This window comes from Roseateles microcysteis (assembly GCF_036880965.1).
GTDB lineage: Bacteria > Pseudomonadota > Gammaproteobacteria > Burkholderiales > Burkholderiaceae_C > JAUASW01.
In genome coordinates this window covers 780,760-800,899 of record NZ_JBAJMV010000002.1, presented here as the reverse complement: position 1 = coordinate 800,899, position 20,140 = coordinate 780,760, and the positions used below count along the sequence as shown (strand labels likewise).

22 protein-coding genes and 1 tRNA gene are annotated in these 20,140 nt (G+C 65.9%); 14 read left to right on the top strand and 9 right to left on the bottom strand.

Going from position 1 to position 20,140, the window contains the following annotated elements; all coding sequences use genetic code 11:
• Window positions 1-87 precede the first annotated feature (87 nt).
• Genes V3596_RS08600 through V3596_RS08590 form a run of 3 tightly spaced genes read left to right on the top strand, consistent with a single transcriptional unit; the run spans window position 88 to window position 2,022 of the window.
• A complete protein-coding gene (locus V3596_RS08600; protein ID WP_334277270.1) occupies window positions 88-813 on the top strand; it encodes a GGDEF domain-containing protein in 726 nt (241 codons plus the stop codon).
• A gap of 2 nt (window positions 814-815) precedes the next feature.
• Window positions 816-1,613, top strand: a complete 798-nt coding sequence (locus V3596_RS08595) for a MinD/ParA family protein (protein ID WP_334277269.1) — start codon at window positions 816-818, stop codon at window positions 1,611-1,613.
• A 10-nt stretch (window positions 1,614-1,623) separates the two neighbouring features.
• Complete coding sequence (locus tag V3596_RS08590; protein ID WP_334277268.1) at window positions 1,624-2,022, top strand: group II truncated hemoglobin; 399 nt, start codon at window positions 1,624-1,626, stop codon at window positions 2,020-2,022.
• 44 nt (window positions 2,023-2,066) lie between these two features.
• Here V3596_RS08590 and V3596_RS08585 read toward each other — a convergent pair whose 3' ends face one another.
• The 3 genes from V3596_RS08585 to radC form a co-directional block, all read right to left on the bottom strand.
• Entirely contained in the window at window positions 2,067-2,714 is a 648-nt protein-coding gene (locus tag V3596_RS08585) for a hypothetical protein (RefSeq protein WP_334277267.1), read from the bottom strand.
• A gap of 186 nt (window positions 2,715-2,900) precedes the next feature.
• Complete coding sequence (locus V3596_RS08580) at window positions 2,901-3,536, bottom strand: Smr/MutS family protein (protein WP_334277266.1); 636 nt, start codon at window positions 3,534-3,536, stop codon at window positions 2,901-2,903.
• Window positions 3,533-4,207, bottom strand: coding sequence for a RadC family protein (gene radC / locus V3596_RS08575; protein WP_334277265.1), 675 nt, complete (start codon window positions 4,205-4,207; stop codon window positions 3,533-3,535). Before radC ends, V3596_RS08580 begins: the two co-directional genes overlap by 4 nt.
• A gap of 83 nt (window positions 4,208-4,290) precedes the next feature.
• Between radC and V3596_RS08570 the strand changes: the two genes are divergently transcribed.
• The 5 genes from V3596_RS08570 (at window position 4,291) to V3596_RS08550 (ending at window position 7,871) form a co-directional block, all read left to right on the top strand.
• Window positions 4,291-4,734, top strand: coding sequence for an FKBP-type peptidyl-prolyl cis-trans isomerase (locus V3596_RS08570; protein ID WP_334277264.1), 444 nt, complete (start codon window positions 4,291-4,293; stop codon window positions 4,732-4,734).
• Window positions 4,734-5,711 carry a 4-hydroxy-3-methylbut-2-enyl diphosphate reductase gene (gene ispH / locus V3596_RS08565; RefSeq protein ID WP_334277263.1) on the top strand — a complete coding sequence of 326 codons (978 nt, stop codon included), beginning with the start codon at window positions 4,734-4,736 and terminating at the stop codon, window positions 5,709-5,711. Before V3596_RS08570 ends, ispH begins: the two co-directional genes overlap by 1 nt.
• A 91-nt stretch (window positions 5,712-5,802) precedes the next feature.
• On the top strand, window positions 5,803-7,098 hold the full coding sequence (serS, locus tag V3596_RS08560) for a serine--tRNA ligase (protein WP_334277262.1): 1,296 nt from the start codon (window positions 5,803-5,805) through the stop codon (window positions 7,096-7,098).
• A gap of 71 nt (window positions 7,099-7,169) precedes the next feature.
• A tRNA-Ser gene (locus V3596_RS08555) sits at window positions 7,170-7,257 on the top strand.
• A 371-nt stretch (window positions 7,258-7,628) separates the two neighbouring features.
• Window positions 7,629-7,871: a hypothetical protein gene (locus tag V3596_RS08550; RefSeq protein WP_334277261.1), complete on the top strand. Its 243-nt coding sequence runs from the start codon at window positions 7,629-7,631 to the stop codon at window positions 7,869-7,871.
• On the opposite strand, the gene V3596_RS08545 is transcribed toward V3596_RS08550, so the two are convergent.
• A complete protein-coding gene (locus tag V3596_RS08545) occupies window positions 7,872-8,321 on the bottom strand; it encodes a DsrE family protein (RefSeq protein WP_334277260.1) in 450 nt (149 codons plus the stop codon).
• A 122-nt stretch (window positions 8,322-8,443) separates the two neighbouring features.
• Here V3596_RS08545 and V3596_RS08540 point away from each other — a divergent pair, with 122 nt between their 5' ends.
• A complete protein-coding gene (locus V3596_RS08540) occupies window positions 8,444-9,535 on the top strand; it encodes a sensor histidine kinase (protein ID WP_334277259.1) in 1,092 nt (363 codons plus the stop codon).
• On the top strand, window positions 9,532-10,347 hold the full coding sequence (locus V3596_RS08535; protein WP_334277258.1) for a LytR/AlgR family response regulator transcription factor: 816 nt from the start codon (window positions 9,532-9,534) through the stop codon (window positions 10,345-10,347). Before V3596_RS08540 ends, V3596_RS08535 begins: the two co-directional genes overlap by 4 nt.
• Before the next feature lie 9 nt (window positions 10,348-10,356).
• Here the strand turns inward: V3596_RS08535 and V3596_RS08530 are convergent, their stop codons facing one another.
• The 5 genes from V3596_RS08530 to kynB all read right to left on the bottom strand — a co-directional run bounded on the left by V3596_RS08530 (window position 10,357) and on the right by kynB (window position 15,418).
• Window positions 10,357-10,578: a hypothetical protein gene (locus tag V3596_RS08530; RefSeq protein WP_334277257.1), complete on the bottom strand. Its 222-nt coding sequence runs from the start codon at window positions 10,576-10,578 to the stop codon at window positions 10,357-10,359.
• A 121-nt stretch (window positions 10,579-10,699) separates the two neighbouring features.
• A complete protein-coding gene (locus V3596_RS08525; protein WP_334277256.1) occupies window positions 10,700-12,511 on the bottom strand; it encodes an aminopeptidase P family protein in 1,812 nt (603 codons plus the stop codon).
• A 125-nt stretch (window positions 12,512-12,636) separates the two neighbouring features.
• Window positions 12,637-13,488: a tryptophan 2,3-dioxygenase gene (kynA, locus tag V3596_RS08520; RefSeq protein WP_334277255.1), complete on the bottom strand. Its 852-nt coding sequence runs from the start codon at window positions 13,486-13,488 to the stop codon at window positions 12,637-12,639.
• Entirely contained in the window at window positions 13,485-14,786 is a 1,302-nt protein-coding gene (gene kynU / locus V3596_RS08515; RefSeq protein WP_334277373.1) for a kynureninase, read from the bottom strand. Before kynU ends, kynA begins: the two co-directional genes overlap by 4 nt.
• Window positions 14,787-14,794: 8 nt before the next feature.
• The gene (gene kynB, locus V3596_RS08510; protein WP_334277254.1) at window positions 14,795-15,418 is read right to left on the bottom strand and encodes an arylformamidase; all 624 of its coding nucleotides are present in this window, start codon (window positions 15,416-15,418) and stop codon (window positions 14,795-14,797) included.
• A gap of 186 nt (window positions 15,419-15,604) precedes the next feature.
• Between kynB and V3596_RS08505 the strand changes: the two genes are divergently transcribed.
• The 4 genes from V3596_RS08505 to V3596_RS08490 are packed head-to-tail and all read left to right on the top strand — an operon-like array spanning window position 15,605 to window position 20,140.
• Window positions 15,605-18,022, top strand: a complete 2,418-nt coding sequence (locus tag V3596_RS08505; RefSeq protein ID WP_334277253.1) for a bifunctional salicylyl-CoA 5-hydroxylase/oxidoreductase — start codon at window positions 15,605-15,607, stop codon at window positions 18,020-18,022.
• A complete protein-coding gene (locus tag V3596_RS08500) occupies window positions 18,019-18,762 on the top strand; it encodes an SDR family NAD(P)-dependent oxidoreductase (protein ID WP_334277252.1) in 744 nt (247 codons plus the stop codon). The genes V3596_RS08505 and V3596_RS08500 overlap by 4 nt, the downstream gene beginning before the upstream one ends.
• Window positions 18,762-19,292 carry a MarR family winged helix-turn-helix transcriptional regulator gene (locus V3596_RS08495; RefSeq protein ID WP_334277251.1) on the top strand — a complete coding sequence of 177 codons (531 nt, stop codon included), beginning with the start codon at window positions 18,762-18,764 and terminating at the stop codon, window positions 19,290-19,292. Before V3596_RS08500 ends, V3596_RS08495 begins: the two co-directional genes overlap by 1 nt.
• A complete protein-coding gene (locus tag V3596_RS08490) occupies window positions 19,289-20,140 on the top strand; it encodes an enoyl-CoA hydratase family protein (protein WP_334277250.1) in 852 nt (283 codons plus the stop codon). Before V3596_RS08495 ends, V3596_RS08490 begins: the two co-directional genes overlap by 4 nt.

The window sequence follows — 20,140 nt, the reverse complement described above, 5'->3', positions numbered from 1 at the left end:
TGAAACTGCGGCTTGAATCACAATCCGTTTCCAGACATGCTGCCGGCTGTGGCGCTGCTAGACTGCCGCGACACGATAACAAGCGCCTTGAACAACCCCGCCACGCCACCGCTGATCGACGCCCGCCAACTGGCGCTCGACCCCGCCCTGCAACTGCTGCAGCAGGCCGGTGCCTTGCTGCCTGAGGCCGAGCCCTACAGTTCTGAATGGCTGCAAGGCGTGATCGACGCGCTTTGCGATCTCTCCAGCAAGGACGCCCTGACCGGCCTCGTGAACCGCCGCAGCTTCGAGATGGCGCTGTCGCGCGAAGTGGACCGCGTAGCCCGTTCAGGCGAGCCGGCACTTTTGCTGGTTCTTGATATCGATCACTTCAAGGCCGTGAACGACACCCATGGCCACGCGGCCGGCGATCTGGTCATCCAGGCCGTGGCCCGCGCCATCGAGAGTGTCGTGCGGCCCATGGACACCGTGGCGCGCGTGGGTGGCGAAGAGTTCGCCATCATCCTGCCCAACTGCCCGAGCAGCTTTGGCCTCACGGTCGCCGAGCGCATGCGCGAGCAGGTGGCCGAGCTCAGGCTAGATGTATCGCCAAGCCAACGCATCGGCGTGACCATCAGCGTCGGTGGTGCCTTTGCGCCGCAATGGGTGCGTTCATCCTCTCTGCTGTGGATGGAGCGGGCCGACCGCCAGCTCTACCGCGCCAAGGCCGAGGGCCGCAACCGTACCTGCCTGGAAGCACAAATGGAATCGCTGGTGAGCGCCGAGGAAAAAGGCATGTTGTTTGCTGCATCGCAGCTTCAGGACGGCGAGTGAGCATGAGCGCAATTCCTGCCGCCCCCCCACGCACCGGCCGCAGCGGCGGCGCACGCACCCTGGCCGTCACCAGCGGCAAGGGTGGCGTTGGCAAGACCTTCGTCACCGCCAACCTGGCCGCAGCCCTGGCAGCTCGCGGCGAGCGTGTGCTGGTGCTGGATGCCGATCTCGGCCTGGCGAACCTGGACGTGGTGCTCAACCTGCACCCCAAGCTCACGCTGCACGACGTATTCACCGACAAGGCAACGTTGGATCAGGCCATCCTGCCGGCGCCGGGCGGCTTCTCGGTGCTGCTGGCCGGCTCCGGCATGGTGGAGTACTCGCGGCTCACGCCGGAAGTGCGGGACCGCCTGCTGTCGATCATCGACCAGGTCAAGCCGCGCTTTGACTGGGTGCTGCTGGATACGGGTGCCGGCATCTCCGACGTGGTGCTGTTTGCCGTGTCGCTGGCCACCGACGTGATGGTCGTGGCCACGCCCGAGCCGACATCGCTGACCGACGCCTACGCCACCATCAAGGTGCTTGCCACGCAGCAGGGCCGCCGCCAGGTGGGCCTGCTGGTCAATCAGGCCTCGCGCCTGGGTGAAGGCCGCGTGATCTGCGGCCAGTTGCAGCAGGTGCTGCAGCGTTTCGTTGGCCAGCAGCCGGGTCAGGCCTTCCGCCTCGACCTGCTGGGCGAGGTGCGCAACGACCCCACGGTTCGCCAGGCTGTCTTGAAGCGCCAGTTGCTGATCGAGCAGTACCCGGGCAGCGAGGCGGCACAAGGCGTCAAGGCGCTGGCCAATCGCCTGCTGACCTGAAACTCACCTCATGAGCGAAGAGAAAGCCGGCTCGCCGGCCACTGCCTTTGACTGGGTGGGCGGTGAAGTGGCCGTTCGCCAGCTGGTCGACCGCTTCTACGACCTGATGGACCTTGAAGCCGCCTACGCAGACCTGCGCGCCGTGCACCCGCCCACGCTGGACGGCTCACGCGACAAGCTGCATTGGTTTCTGTGTGGCTGGCTGGGCGGCCCGGACCACTACATCGAGCGCTTTGGCCACCCGCGGCTGCGAGCCAGGCACATGCCGTACAAAATCGGCATCCGCGAGCGCGACCAGTGGATGAATTGCATGCGCCAGGCCATGCTCGAATGTGAGCTGGACCCGGCGCTGCGCGAAAGGCTGGACGCGGCCTTCATGAACACCGCAGACTGGATGCGCAACGTCTAGGTATCCGGGCAGGCAAGGCCCGGATACCTTGGTCAGTCGGTCAGTCAGTCGATGCGGATATTGAACTCCTGCTCGAAGCGATGCTCGCCCGGGCATTCGTAGGTGTCACGCAAGGTGTTGGCGATGGCAGCCTGCAGGGTCCGTCGGGTCTTCGGGTCCATCACACCGCTGAGCACGGTGAACTCGGTGGCGGCCACCCGGCCGCCGCGGACCGTGGCCTGCACCCTGAAGAGCGCATCGCCCGCCCAGTTCACGGCCGGCAGATCCGGCCTGCCCATCTTCGTGCATACGAGGCCTGGATCGACCTTGCCGTTGACCACCGGAATTCCGGCCGGCGGCGCCACTGTGGGGCCTGCATGAGACGAACCCTTTCCCGTCTGAAGCGTGAGTTTGCCAGCGGTGCCGGGAGGTACTTCGGTGGGCGTGACGACGGTGAAATCCGGCGTCTCGATCACCTGCTGCTGGACCACGACCTGGCGGGTGGGGTCTTGCGGCTCCACGCGTGGCACGGGTGTCGGTGGGGGAGGCGGGTCCTCCTTGATCAGGCGCGCCTCTGTGATCCTGGGCTTGCTGTCGATGATGCCCCGCATCAACCCGCTGCTCAAACCGGCAATCATCAGCGCGTGAACCACGATCACCACGCCGATGCCGGTGAAGCGCGAAGCGCCTTGCGGTGGTTGTGCCATGTTCATTTGAAGCCTCCAGTCGGTGAGTGGACGAGTGCAATGGCAAGCAAACTGCAGGGCCAGACTAAGCCTGGATGCAAGGCGGCGCAAGCCTCCCCGAGGTGGGAGTTGGAGGCGTTAGCAACTGAGGGTTTCCAGCGGGTGCCGCGCGTCCCTCGGCGCGCTCAGAATCGTCGCTGCTGCTGAATCTGCTCAGGCCAGCAGCACCATCAGCGCGCCAGCACCACCATCGCTGGCCCGGGCCTGGACAAAGGCCAGCACCTCCACCTTCTGCACCAGCCAGCGTCGCACCCGCGACTTCAAGACCGGCTCCCGCCCGGGCGAGCCATGGCCTTTGCCGTGCACCACGCGCACGCAGCGCAGGCCGCGCCGCTTCGATTCATGGATGAAATGGCCCAGCGCCTCGCGCGCCTGGTCTCGGCGCAGGCCATGCAGGTCGAGCTGCGCCTGCAGCGCCCAATGGCCGCGGCGCAGCTTGCGCACGACTTCGATACTGATCTCGGGGCGACGGAAGGACAGCGTCTCGTCGGTCTCCAGGAGCGTCTCGACATCGAAGTCGTCTGACAAGGCCTGCAGGAGCACGGCGCGCTCGTCCGCCTCGCGCTGGCGCGGCTCGGGTGAGGGCGGTTCGATTAGATGCTCGTAGCGCTTGGCATCGGGAAGCGGCGTGACCGGGCCGATGGTGAGCTCGAAGATGCGCCTCTCCTGATCGGCCAGGCGGCGCGCGGCGGCGATGCGTTCCAGCCGCTCCTCTTCCAGCCGACGTCGCAGGTTGAGTTCGCGCTGCAATTCCTTCAGGTCGGCCAGGCCCAGCACTTCGCGCTTCACAGCAGCCCCCGCTCGGCAAAGGAGACCACGGCCGCCTGGCCGACCACCATGTGGTCCAGCACCCGCACGTCCAGCAGGCCCAGGGCATTCTTGAGACCTTGGGTGAGCAGCTCATCGGCCCGCGAGGGCTCGGCCACACCCGAGGGGTGGTTGTGGGCCAGGATCACGGCCGCCGCGCCCAGCTCCAGCGCCCGCTTGGCCACTTCCCTTGGGTAGACCGCGGTTTGCGTGAGCGTGCCGCGGAACAGCGTTTCCATGGCGATCAGCCGGTGCTGGGCGTCCAGAAACAGCACGGCAAACGCCTCATGGGCCAGGTCGCCCAGCTGCAGGCGGCAGTACTGCTTGACACGGTCGGGTGCATCGAAAACCGGCCGCAGCTGCAGCTCGCTGCGCAGTGAGCGGCGGGCAATTTCCAGCACGGCCGCGATTTCGGCCCGCTTGGCCGGGCCCAGGCCCTTGACCTTGGCGAGTGCGGGCAGGTCGGCGTTCAAGAGCCCCGGCCAGCCTCCGAATTCATCCAGCAGGCCTTGCGCCATCTGCAGCACCGGGCGACCGGGCAGGCCGGTGCGCAGAAGCAGGGCCAGCAGCTCTGAGTCGGCAAGCGCGCTGGCACCGCGGGCGAGCAGCTTCTCGCGCGGTCGGGCTTCTTTGGGGAGCTGGTCCAGGGGCATTGGAGGGCTATGGGGAAGGGGTAGCAAAGGGCACAGGCCCCGGGGCCTTAAAATCCGCGCAGTCTATCGAACCCCACATCTCCGTGAATCTCATTCAAGCCGGATCCTTCCTCACCTTGCACTACCGCCTGATCGGGCCGGATGGGGGCGATCTGATCAATACCTTCGACGACAAGCCGGCCACGCTCTCCATGGGCACGGGCGAGCTGGCTCCGGCCATCGAGGCCCGCCTTGTCGGCCTGCCCGAAGGCACCCGTACCACGCTGGCGCTGGCGCCGGGCGAGGCTTTTGGCGAGCGCAACGAAGAAATGATGCAGCGCGTGAAGCTGGCGCTTTTGCATGAGCTGGGCGACCCGGACGCCGAGTACACCGTGGGCGATGTGGTGCAGTTCCCCACGCCGGACGGCCAGGGCGGCTATGCCGGCCTGGTGCGCGAAGTCGGCGAAGACTGGCTGCTGATGGACTTCAACCATCCGCTTGCCGGCCAGCCCCTGAGCTTCGAAGTCCACGTGATCGGGGTGCTGTGATGCCAGGCAAGATCGAACCCCAGGAAATCGTGCTGGCCGAGCCGCGCGGCTTCTGCGCGGGCGTGGACCGGGCCATCGAGATCGTGGAGCGTGCGCTGCTGAAGTTCGGTGCCCCGATCTATGTGCGCCACGAGATCGTGCACAACACTTATGTGGTCAACGACCTGAAGGCTCGCGGCGCCATCTTCATCGAAGACCTGGCCGAAGTGCCTCCTGGCGCCACCCTGGTGTTCAGCGCCCACGGCGTGAGCCAGGCCGTGCGCAAGGAAGCTGCCGAGCGCGGCTTCCAGGTCTTTGATGCCACCTGCCCGCTGGTCACCAAGGTGCATGTGGAAGTGGCCAAGCTGCGCAAGGAAGGCTACGAATTCATCATGATCGGCCACAAGGGGCATCCCGAGGTCGAAGGCACCATGGGCCAGTTGAGCGAAGGCATCTACCTGGTCGAAGAGGCCGAAGATGTGCCGCATGTGCGGGTCAGCAATCCCGCCAAGCTGGCTGTGGTCACGCAGACCACGCTGAGCGTGGACGACGCGGCCGAGATCCTCGACGCGGTAAAGAAGCACTTCCCGCAGGTGCGCGAGCCCAAGAAGCAGGACATCTGCTACGCCACGCAGAACCGGCAGGACGCGGTGAAGGTACTGGCGCCGCAGGTCGATGTGGTCGTCGTGGTGGGCAGCCCCACCAGCTCCAACAGCAACCGCCTGCGCGAACTGGCCGAGCGCCTGGGCACGCCGGCCTTCATGGTCGATGCGGCCGAAGACCTGAAGCCCGAGTGGCTGGAAGGCCGCAGCCGCGTAGGCCTGACCGCCGGCGCCTCGGCGCCCGATGTGCTGGTGCAAGCCGTGATCGAACGACTGCGCGCCCTGGGTGCAACCGCCGTGCGCAAGCTCGATGGCGTGGAAGAGCATGTGCGCTTCCCGCTGCCGCTGGGCCTGGGCGACAAGTCCATGGCCGAGCTCTCATCCTCCCGATCCTGATCCTGGCGACGCTTCGATAGACAGCGGCGCCCCCCTGTGGCGCCGTTTTCATGCTCTCTAGAATCCCGCGAAGAAATACCAAGGAATACCCATGCTAGACATCAGCCTGCTGCGCAAGGACCTCGACGCCGTCGTCGCCCGTCTGCAGACCCGCAAGAACCCGCAAGCCTTCCTCGACGTGGCCCGCTTCTCCGAGCTGGAGACCGATCGCCGCAACGTGCAGATGCGCACCGAAGAGCTGCAGGCGCGCCGCAACAGCCTGTCCAAGCAGATCGGCATGGCCAAGGGCAAGGGCGAAGACGCCAGCGCTCTGATGGCCGAGGTCGGTGGCATCGGCGACGAGCTCAAGGCCAGTGCCGAGCGCCTGGACGTGATCCAGATCGAGCTCAACACCATGCTGATGAGCGTGCCCAACCTGCCGCATGAAAGCGTGCCGGTTGGCAGCGACGAATCGGGCAACGTGGAAGTGCGCCGCTGGGGAACGCCACGTTCATTCGACTTCGAGTTGCGCGACCACGTGGACATTGGCGCGCCGCTGGGCCTGGACTTCGAGACCGGTGCCAAGCTTTCGGGCTCGCGCTTCAGCTTCCTCAAGGGTCCGATGGCCAAGCTGCACCGCGCGCTCGCCCAGTTCATGCTGGACGTGCAGAGCAACGAGCATGGCTACACCGAGTGCTACACGCCTTACATCGTCAACCGCGAGGTGCTCGAAGGCACGGGCCAGCTGCCCAAGTTCAAGGAAGACATGTTCTGGGTGCTGCGCGGCGGCGACGAAGAGCAGGTCGAGCAGTACCTGATCTCGACCTCGGAAATCTCTTTGACCAACACCGTGCGTGAGCAGGTGCTGGACGCAGCCACGCTGCCGATCAAGCTGACGGCCCACAGCCCCTGCTTCCGCTCGGAAGCGGGCAGTGCAGGGCGCGACACCCGCGGCATGATCCGCCAACATCAGTTCGACAAGGTCGAGATGGTGCAGGTCACGCACCCGGAGAAGAGCTACGAGGCGCTGGAAGAGATGGTCGGCCATGCCGAAGCCATCCTGCAAAAGCTCGGCCTGCCGTATCGCGTGATGGCCCTGTGCACGGGCGACATGGGATTTGGTGCCGCCAAGACCTATGACCTCGAGGTGTGGGTGCCGGCTCAGGGTGTCTATCGCGAGATCAGTTCCTGCTCGAACTGCGAGGGCTTCCAGGCCCGACGCATGCAGACGCGCTTCAAGAACGCGCAGGGCAAGAACGAGCTGGTGCACACCCTGAACGGCTCCGGCCTGGCCGTGGGCCGCGCCCTCGTTGCAGTGCTTGAAAACTACCAGAACGCCGATGGCAGCGTGACCGTGCCGGAGGTGCTGCGCCCCTATCTCGGCGGCGTGGAAATTTTGCGCGCCTGATTGCTGAGGCTCGAAAAAGTCCGCTATACTTGCGGGCTTGACTCGCTGAAGACCACGCGAGTGCCGAACCTGGAGAGGTGGCAGAGTGGTCGAATGTACCTGACTCGAAATCAGGCGTACCGCAAGGTACCGTGGGTTCGAATCCCACCCTCTCCGCCAAGAAGTAAGAAAAGCCGGGCCTCAGCGCCCGGCTTTTTCTTTTGCCCACCAATCCGTGTCGGCAGATTGAGTGCGAGCTGCGCCATCTCACCGCTATCACCTGGACCGTTTTGCTGGCACCTTCGCCCTGTTGACTGACGGCGGCGAGTCACGCGCTGCGAATCGCGGCCTTGTCGCCGTGGTCGCCCCCATTCAAGCCGAACTAGAGGTTCTGGTGCAAGGTGGTCCAGCCGTGGTTGTCCTTGGCGGGCTCGTGCATCCACCGGCCATTGGGGGTAAACCATCCCCCACCAAATGACGATGTCGGCTGTTCGCACCGGCGGGCACAGTGCGCCTCTTGCGGCAGTTGTCATGCCGTGCAGGAGCAGTCAATGCATTTCGCTGAAGTCGACGCAGGGGACTACCGGATCTACGCCGGAGCGATCGAAAAACCCCGTTCCTACGGCTACATCGCCGCCGTGGTGGTGATGCGGGTCCGGGGTGAGAAACCCCGGCGCGAGGCCTACAGGGAGGAGTCGCTGGCCGGCGGCTTTGCCTGGTCCAGCCCTGACGAGGCCTTGCGCTTCGCGGTCAACGCCGGTCGCGACGTGGTGATGTGCGGGTCGGGCGCCTGATCAAGGTCTGATGTAAGCGAAACCCTGGCGCTGCAGCTTGGCCAGGCGGACCACGCCGGAGGGCGTGAACTGCGCCTCGGCGATGAACTGCTCCTTCTTCAGGTTGCGGTTCTTCAGGGTGATTTCGCAGACCTCGAATTTCACGCCACGGCCCACCAGCTCCTGCACGGCGATCTCGTAGGGGTTGCCGTTGCGGTCCTTGGCGTCCTGCATCAGGAAGTCCACGCCCTGGGCATGCGCTACCACGGTGATCCTGGCGGTGGGGTCGGTGTCCAGGTGGTTCTTGATATTGCGCAGGCCACCGAGCGCCTGTGTTGCGGTGTCACTGAGGTGGTAGACCACCTGGTCGGGGCCGGTCCCCTGGGCATGGGCGGCGCCAAGGGGCAGCAGGGCCGGGACCGCCATGACGGCCACGCCCATCAAGCCAACAAGGAATTTGCGCTTCGTCATCGTTCGCTCCTGGTGAGATGTGCGCATTGTGCGTCGCCTCTCAAGGGTCGCAAACCGTCGTTCGTCGCCTGAGCGGGTTCCAACCCTTGGAGGGGCCGCGGGCAGTCGTTAGGCTGTCGCCCATGACGATTGGTTCTTCCCTCATTCCGCCTCAGCCCAGCCATGGCGAAGCCTGGCGAGGCTTTGTTGCCTCGCTGTCGGCCCGCCGGGTCGCCCTGGCCCTGGCCCTGGGCGCGCTGGCCGCCGTCCTGCTCGACCCGATCTTCATCACGCCACTGACGGTGCTGCTGGGGCGCACCTTGTTCGTGGCCCTGCTGGGCCTGCTGGCATTCTCGGCCGTGGGCCAATGGCCGCGCAGCCTGCCGCGCTGGCTGGCGCGCTGGTTCCTGCAGGTGGTGGCAGTGGCGCTCACCGTGCCGCTGGCCACCTTGCTGGTCTATCTGGTCTCGGTCGGTGGCGACCTGGCGGCGCTGTGGCGCAGCGAAGGCCGCGTGCTGGGTTTTCTGTGGATTGCCGGCTCGGGCCTGTTTGTGGCGCCCCTGCTGGCCATGGGCGCGCTGTATCGGCAGCGCGATACCGAAGCGCGCAACGAGGCTCTGCGCTTCGAACTGGAGCGCAGCGAGCTGGAGCGCCGGGCCCTGGACGCAAGGCTGCGGTTGCTTCAGGCCCAGGTCGAGCCGCATTTTCTCTTCAACACCCTGGCCAATATCCGTGCGCTGGTTGAAACCGGCTCGCCGCAGGCCGCTCCGGTGCTGCGCAGCCTGATCAGCTATCTGCGCGCCGCCATGCCGCGGCTGCATGACGAAACCTCCAACCTGAGCGACGAGCTTGGCCTGGTGCGGGCCTACCTGGAGCTCATGCACCTGCGCATGCCAGACCGGCTCAGCTATTCCATCGAAGTGCCTCAGGGCTTGCAGCGCCTGCGCTTCCCGCCGATGGCCTTGCTGACCCTGGTCGAGAACGCGGTGCGCCATGGCATCGACCCCAGCGAGGTGGGCGGACGCATCGAGCTGGGCGGTGAACAGCTTGAGAACGGCCGCGTGAGGATCTGGTGCAGCGACAGCGGCGTGGGCCTGACCCAGTCCATCGGCTCCGGCACCGGCCTGCGAAACTTGCGCGAGCGTCTGCAGATGTTCTATGGCGGCGGGTCGCGGCTGGACCTGACCGAGAACCAGCCACATGGCTTGCGCGCCGAAATCGAGTTCAAGCCATGAGTTCAGCCCACCAGCCTACTGCGCTCATCGCCGACGACGAACCGTTGCTGCGTGACAGCCTGGCCCGCTCCCTGGCCCAGACCTGGCCGGAGCTGCGCATCGTGGCGCAGGCCCGCAACGGGCGCGAGGCGGTGGAGCTGTTCGAGCAGCACCAGCCCGACATCGTCTTCCTCGACGTACACATGCCCGGACTGAACGGCGTGGAAGCTGCACGCCAGATCGGCCGGCGCGCGCAGGTGGTCTTTGTGACTGCCTATGAGCAATACGCCGTCCAGGCTTTCGAGCAGGGCGCGCTGGATTACCTGGTCAAGCCCTATGAGGATGCCCGGCTCGAGGACACGGTGACCCGCTTGCGTGAGCGCCTGGCGGGCCGGTCGCCTGCAGTGTCAGCCTCGCCGATGAGCAGCAGCCAGCTGGAAGCAGCGATTGAGCAATTGGCCGATGCCTTGCGCCGCCCCTCGGTGGCGTCAGCCTCGGGCGGTGGTGGCTATCTGCAGTGGCTGCGGGCCTCGGTGGGTCAGACGCTGAAGCTGATACCGGTCGACCAGGTTGATTTCCTGCGCTCGGACGAGAAATACACGCTGGTGGTGTGGGCCGAGGGCGAGGCCTTGATACGGATGTCGATCCGCGAGCTGATGGAGCAGCTGGACCCGAAGTACTTTGCCCAGGTCCACCGCTCGGTGGTGGTGAACCTGCGCTCGGTCAGCCACCTGACCCGGGGCCTGAACGAGACGGCCGACGTCCATCTGCGCGGCCGCACCGAGGTACTGCCGGTCAGCCGCAGCTACCTGCACCTGTTCCGGCAGATGTAGAAATGCTGGTCAGCCGCCGCTGGGTCGGCCGGTGATGACCACTTTTTCCAGCTGCCAGACGGTGACGCCCACCTCGACCACCTTGATCATGACGAGGGTCGCCAGGATGACCACGGCCACCATCAGCGTGGTGTGCAGGGCGCTGTCCGAGAAACGGTGCAGATAGCTCTTTTTCCCGGGAAGGCGTTCGCGCCAGTGGCGGGCAACGGCGACAAGGCTCTTGCTGTTCATTTTGAGCTCCTGGCTGCGGGCCGCCGCGGCGGCGACCTCACAGCACAAGTCTAGGTGCCCATTCGAGCCGCTTCCAGGCCGGTCAGACCCAGGAAATTGCCTCCGGTCGCGCGATTGCGGGTCAGATCGCGTCCGTGCGCTCGTTCAGCCAGGCCAGCGCAGCGCCCTGAACCAGCGGACTCAAGCGGCGGCGCACCTCGGCGTGGTAGCTGTTGAGCCAGGCCTTTTCGTCCTCGCGCATCAAGGTCAGGTCGATGCAGCGGGTGTCGATCGGGCACAGCGTCAGCGTCTCGAAGGCCAGCATGTCGCCGAACTGACCCTTTTCGGGCGTGTCGAGCGCCACGTTGAGCACCAGGTTCTCGATCCGCACGCCCCATTGGCCCGGGCGGTAGATGCCGGGCTCGATGGAAGTGATCATGCCGACTTCCATCGCCATGGTCGCTTCCGGCATCGCCTTGGAGATGCTTTGCGGGCCTTCGTGCACATTCATGAAATAGCCGACACCGTGGCCGGTGCCGTGGCCGTAATCGATGCCTTGCTCCCACAGCGGGGCGCGGGCAATGGCGTCCAGCATCGGGCTCAGGGTGCCGCGCGGGAAACAGGTGCGCGACAAGGCCAGCGTGGCCTTGAGCACCAGCGTGTAGTCGCGCTTCTGCGCGGCGCTGACGGTGCCGATGGGCCAGACGCGGGTGATGTCGGTTGTGCCGCCGAGGTACTGGCCGCCGGAGTCGATCAGCAAGAGGCCATTGCCCTTGATCTCGCTGTGCGATTCATCGGTGGCGCGGTAGTGAGGCAGGGCGCCATTGGCATTGAAGCCGGCGATGGTGTTGAAGCTCAGGCCCTTGAAGCCCGGGCGGCGGGCGCGGGCGGCGCTCAGGTGCTCGTCCACCGTCAGCTCGGTGATGCGCTCACCAGCCGCGAAGGCGGCTTCAAACCAGGCGTAGAACTCGCACATGGCCGCGCCGTCCTGCTCCATCGCTTCGCGTACGTAAGCGGCTTCGTCAGCGGTCTTGCGGCTCTTGGCCAGGGTGCTGGGGTTGATGGCTTCGACCACGCGCACGCCGGAGGCCACGGCTTCACGCAGGCCCAGTGTCACGCGCTTGGGGTCGACCAGCAGCACAGCCGAGGCGGGCAGGGCGCCGAGCGCCGCCGGTGCCTGCTCGTAGGCGGCGATGGTCACGCCGTCTGCAGCCAGGCGGGCTTGCAGGGCCGCGTCGATCTTGCCTGGCGCCAGGAACAGCGTGGCCTTCTCGCCGTCCAGCAGCAGGTGGGCCATGAAAACCGGGTTGTAGGTGACATCGGCGCCGCGCAGATTGAGCAGCCAGGCCACGTCGTCTACCGTGGAAATGAAATGGTGGGTGGCGCCGCGAGCGGCCGCGGCGGCACGCACATGGGCGAGCTTGTCCTTGCGACTCACGCTGGCCTGCGGCGGCAAGTGCTCGAACACGGCCGCTGTGGGCAGTCCGGCGCGGTCTTCCCAGGCACTGGCGATCACGTCGACCGTGGTGTCCAGGTTCAGACCGGCGGCTTGCAGTGCGCTGCGGATCTGGTGAGCCAGGGCCAGGCCCAGCACCTGGCCATCCACCGCAACTGTGTCGCCGGCCTTGAGGTTCTCGACCATCCAGTCGATGTAATTGGAAGCCGCGGCCGACATGACCTTGACCAGCGTGATGCCGGTGCCGGCCAGCTCGGTTTCGGCCTGGCTCCAGTAGCGGCTGTCGGCAAACAGCGCAGCGCCGTCAAGCGTCACGACCAGGGTGGCCACCGAGCCCGTGAAGCCCGAGGCCCATTGACGGCCTTGCCAGCGGTCGGGCAGGTATTCGGAGAGGTGCGGGTCGGCCGAGGGAATCAGCGCGGCTTGGCAGCCTTTGGCGCGCAGGGCGTCGCGGATTTTCTCCAGGCGCAGCGTGATCGTGTGGGTGCGGGTGTCCATGTCGGCGCTCTCTCCAGGGCTTGTGGCTTCGGGGCGAAAGGCGACGATTTTTGCGAGATCGCCGCCTTTGATGAAAGGCGACGATTTTTGCGAAATCGCAGCTTTCACAGAAAGCTGCGATTTTCCTATAGCTCGGTGCGCAGTGCCCAAAGTTCAGGAAACAAGACCACATCCAGCATCTTGCGCAGGTAGCTGACGCCGCCCGTGCCCCCGGTGCCGCGCTTGAACCCGATGACCCGCTCGACGGTGGTGACATGGCGGAAACGCCAAAGGCGGAACGCGTCTTCCAGGTCTACGAGCTCCTCGCCCATCTGGTACAGGTCCCAGTGGTTCTTGGGATCGCGGTAAACCGAAAGCCAGCCAGCCTTCACGTCTTCGCTCATGGCATAGGCCTGCGTCCAGTCGCGCTGGGTGTGGCTCTCGGGCATGGCGATGCCGCGGCGTGCCATCAGGCGCAGCACCTCGTCGTACAGCGAGGGCGACTGGTAGGCCGCCTGCACCTGGTTGAGCAGGTCGGGCCGGTGCGCGTGGGGCTTGAGCATTGCCGGGTTCTTGTTCCCCAGCATGAATTCGATCTCGCGGTACTGCCAGCTCTGGAAGCCGCTGCTGTTGGAGAGATAGGGCCGTATCGCCGTGTACTCGGGCGGCGTCATCGTGGAGAGAACGTCCCAGGCATGCACCAACTGCTCCATGATGCGCGACACCCGTGCCAGCATCTTGAAGGCTTCGGGCAACTGGTCGGAAGCCACGCAGGCCACGGCGCCATGCAGCTCGTGCAGCATCAGCTTCATCCACAGCTCCGAGGTCTGGTGCTGGATGATGAAGAGCATCTCGTTGTGCTCGGGGGAGAGCGGCTTCTGCGCGGAGAGGATCTGGCCCAGCTGCAGATAGTCGCCGTAGCTCATGTCCTTGGAGAAGTCGAGCTGCGCCCCTTCTTCCTTGACAATGCTTTCAGTGGGGTGGTGTGGGCAGCTCATGTCACGGCGCCTTGCTGGTGGAACTCAGGGCGGCGCCATTCTTCGCTGGCGAGCACCGCATGCAGATGCTCGACAGCGTCGAACACCTCGGCATAGCCGATGTAGAGCGGCGTGAAGCCGAAACGCAGGATGTGCGGTACCTGCTCCAGGCGCCTCGGGTCGCCCGCGCGGAAGTCGCCGATCACGCCGCGGGCGATCAGGGCTTGCATCACGGCATAGCCGGCTTCCTGCAGCGGCGCCGCGAGGCTGAGGCAGACCTGGCTGCCGCGCTGGGACGCTTCGCGCGGGGAAGACAGACGAATGCCCAAGGACGCGCAGCGCGCCTCAGCGAGCTCGATGAAGAGCTCGCACAGCGCCACCGACTTCTTGCGCAAGGCGGCCATGCCGCCCAGGGCTTCGGCCGCCAGCACGGTGTCGACACCGCATTCCAGCGCCGCCGTCGAGAGGATGGCCGGTGTGCCCGCGATGTAGCGCCGGATGCCCGGTGCAGGCTGGTAGTTCGGCGTGAACTGGAAAGGCGCCGCATGGCCCAGCCAGCCCGACAGCGGTTGCCAGAAGCGCTCCGCATGCTTCGGATTCACCCACACGAACGCCGGCGCGCCAGGGCCGCCGTTCAGATACTTGTAGCCGCAGCCCACGGCAAAGTCGGCCCGTGCGCCGCTCAGGTCCACCTCATGCGCGCCGGCGGAATGGGCCAGATCCCAGATCACCAACGCACCCGCGGCATGGGCTGCGGCGGTCACTGCGGCCATGTCGTGCATGAAGCCGCTGCGGTAGTTGACCTGGGTGAGCATGAGCACGGCCAGGTCGCCATTCAGCGCGGCCGGCAGTTCGTCGACCGAGTCGATCAGTTTCAGCTCGGCGCCATGCTGACGGGCCAGGCTTTCAGCGATGTAGAGGTCGGTCGGGAAGTTGCTGCGCTCGGAGACGATCAGTCGACGTTTTGGCGCATCGGCACGGGCCATCTGCAGCGCGGCCGACAAGACCTTGTAGAGGTTCAAGGACGTGGAATCAGCCACTACGCATTCGCCAGGCTTGACGCCGATCAGGCGGCCAATCTTGTCGCCGATGCGGCCGGGCAGGTCGATCCAGCCGGCCGTATTCCAGCTCTTGATCAGGTCCTGGCCCCATTCCCTCTGCATCACCTCCTGCACGCGGCTGGCTGTAGCGCGCGGGAGCACGCCAAGGGAATTGCCGTCGAGGTAGATCACGCCTGGCGGCAGGTCGAACTGGTGGCGCAGCTCGCGCAGGGTGTCTTCGTCGTCGAGGACCTGGCAGTCCTGTCTTGTTCTTGTCATCTTCGTCATCACAGTTCTCTCAAGACCGCGCGCACCGGCGAAGCGCAGGCACCGGCCAGTTTCAGGGGCAGGGCGATCAACTCGTAGTCGCCTTCGGGTACTTCATCCAGCACCAGGTTCTCCAGCACACGCAGCTTCAGCCGCAGGAGCTGCTGATGACTGGGAAGCAGCTTGCTGCTGGCGGGGTCGACCGAGGGCGTGTCCAGGCCGATCAACTGCACGCCTTGTGCGGCCAGCCATGCCACCGTCTCCGGCGCATAGGCCGTGAAGTCGGGGTTCCAGGCGGTGTCGGCCTGTTTGCAGCAACGCACCAGCACGCGCGGCGGCAAGTTGGCGGCCGCGTGATGCAGGTGCTCGATGCGGATCAGCGGGCCGCAGTCGATCGCATGGATCACGCGGCAGGGGCCGAGGTAGGCATTCAGGTCGACCTCGGCCGCACTCGGCTCGTCATTGCCGTAGTGCAAGGGCGCATCGGCATGGGCACCGACATGCGGCGACATCGTGATCGCACTGAGGTTGACCGGGCAGTCGGGCGACACCCGCGCGGTCCAGCGCAGTGAATAGGGCTCGTCACCGGGAAATATCGGCGCTTCGGACGAAACGGTGGGCGAGATGTCCCAGAGGCGTGGCATGGCAGGCAGGGGAGATGAAATTCGGGCCGGACCTTAGCAAGGATGCTTGAGCCGTGGTGTCGGTTAATTCCAACGAGCTGTCAAGCCTGCGAGATCAGTCGGGCCTGGGTTTTCGTCTATTTGACACTTCAATTATCCAGACCTAAAGTGCGGCGAACCCTGCTCCGTTCTTCCATCGACAACACCATGCGCATCTGCTGCATAGGCGGCGGTCCAGCCGGCCTGTATTTCGCCCTCTTGATGAAGAAGCAGAACCCTGCCCACGAGGTGGTGGTGCTGGAGCGCAACCGCGCCGGCGACACCTTTGGCTGGGGCGTGGTCTTCTCCGACCAGACGCTGGCGGCGCTGCGCGCGGCCGACCCGCAGAGTGCGGCCGAGATCCTGGACGCCTTCAACCATTGGGACGATATCGCCGTGCATATCGGCGGCGAAACCGTGGTGTCCGGCGGCCATGGCTTCTGCGGCATCGGTCGCAAGCAGCTGCTGTCCATCCTGCAACGCCGCTGCATGGAGCTCGGCGTCGAGCTTCGCTATGAGCAGGACGTGCAGGACGACGCCGGGATCGAGGCCGACCTGATCATTGCGGCCGATGGCCTGAACAGCCGCCTGCGCCAGAAGTACGCGGCGACCTACCAGCCCGACATCGACCTGCGCAATTGCCGCTTCGTCTGGCTCGGCACCAAGAAGCTGTTCGATGCCTTCACCTTCGATTTTCAGCAGACCGAATGGGGCTGGTTCCAGGCCCACGCCTACAAGTTCGATGGCGAGACCTCGACCTTCATCGTCGAGACGCCCGAAGCCGTCTGGCAGGCGGCAGGGCTGGAGCAGATGTCCAAGGAAGAGGGCATCGCCTTCTGCGAGAAGCTCTTTGCCAAGGTGCTGGATGGGCACGCCTTGATGTCGAATGCAGCGCATCTGCGGGGCTCGGCGCAATGGATCCGCTTCCCCCGCGTCGTCTGCAAGACCTGGGTGCACTACCGTGAGCCCCTGGGCCTGCGCTCTGCGGAGTCCGTCCCCCAAGGGGAGCGCGGAGGCTCGGGGCGGCCCAGCGCCTCCGCCAACGGTGTTGCGCCCGTCGTCCTGATGGGCGACGCCGCCCACACCGCCCACTTCTCCATCGGCTCCGGAACCAAGCTGGCGCTGGAAGATGCGATCGACCTGGCGCGTGACATCGCGGCGCACGAGGGTGACCTGAAGGCGGCACTCGACGCGTATCAGGCGACACGCAGCATCGAGGTCCTGCGCATCCAGAATGCGGCGCGCAACTCGACCGAATGGTTCGAGAACGTCGATCGGCATGCGCGCCTCGACCCTCAGCAGTTCGCCTATTCGCTGCTCACCCGCTCGCAGCGCATCTCGCACGAGAACCTGCGCCTGCGCGACGCTCGCTATGTCGGCGACTTCGAGCGCTGGCTCGCCAGACGTTCGGGACTGGACGCGACGGTGCCGCCGATGTTCACGCCCTTCAAGCTGCGCGAGCTGACGCTGAAGAACCGCGTCGTCGTCTCGCCGATGGCGCAGTACTCCTGTGTGGACGGCTTGCCGGCGGACTATCACCTCGTGCACCTGGGCGCCCGCGCCCTGGGCGGCGCCGGCCTCGTGTTCGCCGAGATGACCTGCACCTCGCCAGATGCGCGCATCACGCCCGGTTGCCCGGGCTTGTGGAATGACGAGCAGATGCAGGGCTGGCAGCGCATTGTCGAGAACGTCCATCAGCACAGCAGCGCCAAGATCGCAATGCAGCTCGGCCATGCCGGCCCCAAGGGGTCGACGAGAGTGCCTTGGCATGGCGGTGAGGACCTGCCGCTGGAGTCTGGCAACTGGCCATTGCTGGCTGCGTCAGCGCAGCAATACCTGAGCGGCATCAGCCAGACCGCCAAGCCCATGGACCGCGCCGACATGGACCGCGTTCGCGATGACTTTGTCGCCGCCACGCAGCGAGCCGCCGCCGCCGGTTTCGATTGGATGGAGCTGCACTGTGCTCACGGCTATCTGCTCTCCAGCTTCATCTCACCTTTGACCAACCAGCGCCAGGATGACTACGGCGGCAGCCTCGAGAACCGTCTTCGCTACCCGCTGGAAGTGTTCCGCGCCATGCGGGCGGTTTGGCCTGCCGAGCGGCCGATGTCGGTGCGGATCTCGGCGCATGACTGGGTGCCTGGCGGAACCACGCCGGAAGATTCGGTCGAGATCGCGGCGGCCTTCAAGGCGGCGGGTGCCGACCTGATCGACGTGTCCTCAGGTCAGGTCAGCAAGGCGCAGAAGCCGGTCTACGGCCGCATGTTCCAGACGCCTTTCTCCGAGAACATCCGCAACCGCGTCGGCATCGCGACCATCGCCGTCGGCGCGATCTCCGAGGCCGATCACGTGAACAGCATCATCGCCTCCGGCCGCGCCGACCTGTGTGCCGTGGCGCGCCCGCATCTGGCCAACCCGGCCTGGACGCTGACCGAGGCCGCACGCATCGGCTACACCGGCCCGGCGGGCCTGGATTGGCCTCAACAATACCTGTCGGGAAAGCAGCAGATGGAGCGAGAGTTCGAGCGCCAGCGTGGTGCCGGGCTTGCGGCGGCTGAGCAGGCGAACAAGGCGCTGGGCGTATGACAAGGCGGCATGCAGTTGTGACCGGCGGTGGCAGCGGGATTGGCGCCGCAGTTGCGCGAGCGCTGGTGAACGAAGGCCATCGCGTCACGCTGATGGGTCGCCATCTGCAGCGCTTGCAGGCCCACGCGGATGCACTCGGCGATGTGGCCGTGCAGGTCTGCGATGTCGGCGACGAGGCCAGCGTGCAGGCCGCCTTTGCCGCCACCCCGCCGGTCGATCTCCTGATCAACAACGCCGGCCAGGTCGAGACCGCGCCGCTGGCCAAGACCTCGCTGGAGGTCTGGCAGCGGCTGCTGAACGTGAACCTAACCGGCAGCTTCCTCTGCAGCCGCGCGGTGATTCCGGCGATGCGCGAGCGCGGCTATGGCCGCATTGTCAATGTGGCCAGCACGGCGGGGCTCAAGGGCTATGCCTATGTGGCGGCGTACTGCGCGGCCAAGCATGGCGTGGTGGGCATGACGCGAGCGCTGGCGCTGGAGCTGGCCAGGAGCGGCATCACGGTCAATGCGGTCTGCCCCGGCTATACCGAAACCGAGATCGTCGCGGCCGCCATCGAGAACATCCAGGCCAAGACCGGGCGGTCGGCCGAGGAGGCGCGCGCCGAGCTGGCCAAGGCCAATCCACAAGGCCGGCTGATCACACCGGAGGAAGTGGCCGCCAGCGTACTGTGGCTGACACGGCCCGAGGCCGGCGGCATCAATGGACAAGCAATCGCCGTCTGCGGCGGGGAGACAGCCTGATGGCATTGCAGGACGAGGCAGGACCCGACCCCGATCTGGAATCGCGGGTCAGCGACAACGACCATCAGGCGCTCAAGCTCTGGCTGCGCTTGCTGGCCTGCACCACGCGGGTCGAAGATCAGATTCGCGCACGGCTGCGCGGCGAGTTCGGCACCACCTTGCCGCGCTTCGATCTCCTGGCGCAGCTGGAGCGGCATCCGCAAGGGCTGACGATGCGCGAACTCTCGCGGCGCCTGATGGTGACCGGCGGCAACGTCACCGGCATCACCGATCAGCTGGAAGCCGAAGGCCTGGTGCTGCGCGAAACCCATCCCAGCGACCGCCGCTCCTTCACCGTGCGGCTCACGCCGGCCGGTCGCCGCCAGTTCAAGCGCTGGGCGGCCACGCATGAGCAGTGGGTGGTCGATCTGCTGGGGGGCTGGAACGCCGAGGAGAAGCAGCAGGTCTACGGGCTGCTGTCCGGCCTCAAGACCCATTTGCTCGCTCTGGAAAGCCAACAGAAATCATCGGAGAAGGATGCATCGTCATGACGGCATCGAAGAACACGCATCTGCAGGGCGGCAATCTGCAAAGCCTGGTGGGCTGGCAGCCCGAGCATTTCGGCTGGCGTGTCGAGGGCTCGGTGGGTCTGATCACCTTGAACCGGCCCGAGCGCAAGAACCCCTTGACCTTCGAGTCCTATGCCGAGCTGCGCGACCTGTTCCGCCGCCTGGAATACGTGGACGAAGTGCGAGCCATCGTGGTGCAGGGCGCCGGTGGCAACTTCTGCTCGGGTGGCGATGTGCACGAGATCATCGGCCCGCTCACGCAAATGAGCATGCCGGACCTGCTGGCCTTCACCCGCATGACAGGCGACCTGGTCAAGGCCATGCGAGCCTGCCCGCAGCCCGTCATCTCGGCCATCGACGGTGTCTGCGCCGGTGCGGGCGCCATCATCGCAATGGCATCGGACCTGCGTGTCGGCACGGTTCGCAGCAAGACGGCCTTCCTGTTCACCCGCGTGGGCCTGGCCGGCTGCGACATGGGCGCCTGCGCCATCCTGCCGCGCATCGTGGGCCAGGGGCGCGCTTCGGATCTTCTTTACAGCGGGCGCTCGCTCGGCGGCGACGAGGGCCTGAACTGGGGCTTCTTCAATCGCCTGCATGAGCCCGATGCCTTGCTGAACGAGGCATTGAGCTGGGCCGCGCAAATCGCCACCGGCCCGAGCTTTGGCCATGCGATGACCAAGAAGATGCTGCACCAGGAATGGTCCATGGGCGTGGACGAGGCCATCGAGTCCGAAGCGCAGGCACAGGCGATCTGCATGATGACGCAGGACTTCCACCGGGCCTACAAGGCCTTCGTCGCCAAAGAGCGGCCCGAGTTCAAGGGAGATTGA